Annotated in this window: 2 pseudogenes; one reads left to right on the top strand and one right to left on the bottom strand. The window is 41.2% G+C overall.

The annotated features are described in order from the left end of the window. Positions 1-836 precede the first annotated feature (836 nt). Positions 837-1319, bottom strand: a pseudogene (locus tag A3GS_RS11810) (transposase); the annotation flags it as partial. On the opposite strand from A3GS_RS11810, the pseudogene A3GS_RS11805 reads away from it, so the two are divergent. After that, positions 1301-1967: pseudogene (locus A3GS_RS11805) on the top strand (transposase); the annotation flags it as partial. The pseudogenes A3GS_RS11810 and A3GS_RS11805 sit on opposite strands and share 19 nt — an antisense overlap.

Raw genomic sequence — 1967 nt, 5'->3', positions numbered from 1 at the left:
GACATGTTCATCTGCTTTCTATACTGAGTTGGGGAATTCTAGTATATCAGACAAACATGTCTTTTTTGTTGCACTTCATTTTACAACGCGGGAAACTTTTCCGATAACTAACATCTGCCGAAAAGACCTTGATTGTTGGGAATTGATCCTTCGCCTGACGTGTCACTAAAATCCCTGATTTCGTGTCGTGAAGATTAGCTGCATGAACCACAACATCAATAAGATTGCACATCGTATCACCGAGGGTTAGAACAGATGTCTCTCTTTGTTAATGATGGATTTATTGGCCTGCAAGGAGGTTAATTCCAAAAAGTAATCAACCCAATCTGGCGCACAGACTAAGCGTGCTGGGAGTTTATAGGACTTCAAAAGCTGTTATTAAGCTGAAAACTTAGAGGCTGCTTATCAATCACTGGACGTCTTCAAGGAGCATTAGTGAGCGTGGTTTCTTCAATAGAAGATAAGGTTGGGAGTTTGTTTTCCTTTATGAACTTTTCTCAGATCATAGCAGAGGCTTCTACACCACCAGTGCTACTCTTACTCATTAAAACTGAAGAAGAAATCCTTTTTCTAAAACGAAGCCACTCTTGACGTTTTCTCATCACTTAGTTTGAGCAGTCCAACACTTCAGCACGCGAGCGACGAACAACATGGTTTAGTCACTGTCAGGATATGCTTGAGAGCTTGTTTGATTAAACTCTCTACTACTAGCAGGTTACATAAAATATTTGATAGAATCCAATTTTCTAACTTTAAGAAACAATTTTCTTAATCTTGAACGTCAAAAACATTGAAAAGACAACACTTTTCTGTACAAAATTTACAGAGGGTTTTTATTAAACAATTGCTCTTTTAGTCATTGGCGTTTGATAACTAAGACTACCATGAATGCGACGGTGATTCCACCAGTGGACATAGTCTTTGGTTTTAAGGGTCAGTTCTTCTAGCGAATGGGAGGTTTCTTGGTTGATAAACTCAAGTTCAAAGGCTTTGTAGATACTCTCAGCTATGGCATTATCATGAGGACAACCTGCTTGACTTAGAGACCGAGTGATGCCAAACGCCTCCAACATCTCGTCAAACAGAGCATTATCAAACTCCTTACCACAGTCAGAATGGAACAGCTTAACTTTGATTAGAGCGTAAGGAATGCTTTGAATGGCTTCTTTGACGAGTTTGGCAGTCTTGTGCCAACCAGCAGATAGGCCGATGATGATTTCACGGTTGAAGAGGTCAATGATCAAGCAAACATAAGCCCAACGATTAGCAACACGGACGTAAGTCAAGTCAGTTACAATCACTTCAAGTGGCTTTTCCTGAGTTGGAGAACCTCTTGGCAACGCAAACTGGAGAACAATACTGGAACTTAGTCACTGCTTTTCCCTGCAAGGGCTTTGTGCTAGATTTGAACCACATTGAACTATCAGCTATCATTCGTCAATCCACCTCAAAACGCATCTCTGACAAGCATGTGGCTTACTTAGCAGAGGAACTGACTGCACTAGCTAATCAGTCTTATTGTGCCGTCAAGAAAACCTCTCCAATGATGGAAGAGGTCAAATACTATTCAGGGGGCTACTTAGACTTTCTGAACGCAGACATTCTGTTCTAGCTGTGACGGTGCCACTGGCTCAGCCATTGCCAGAATAGGAGATTCTCCTTTCTATTCCTGGTATTGCGGAAACAACAGCAACCAGCATTACTGGCGAACTTGGAGATATTCGCCCTTTTCAGTCTTCCAATCAAATCAACGCCTTTATTGGGATTAAGCTCAGACACTATGAATCTGGGAACTTTCTATCCAAGCAACACATCACCAAACGTAGTAATCCCTATGCCAGAAAGATTCTTTTTAAGTGTATTCACAATATTGCTTCAGCTAGCCACACCAAGCCGTGCCATTCGCAGACTTTTATGAAAAACGAAAAAGGCAATCGCAAACGACTTCAACCAAGCCACATACGATT

It is taken from the genome of Streptococcus caballi DSM 19004, from assembly GCF_000379985.1.
Classification (GTDB): domain Bacteria; phylum Bacillota; class Bacilli; order Lactobacillales; family Streptococcaceae; genus Streptococcus; species Streptococcus caballi.
Note: the sequence above shows the minus strand (reverse complement) of the source record. Positions and strands in the feature narration are given on the sequence as shown.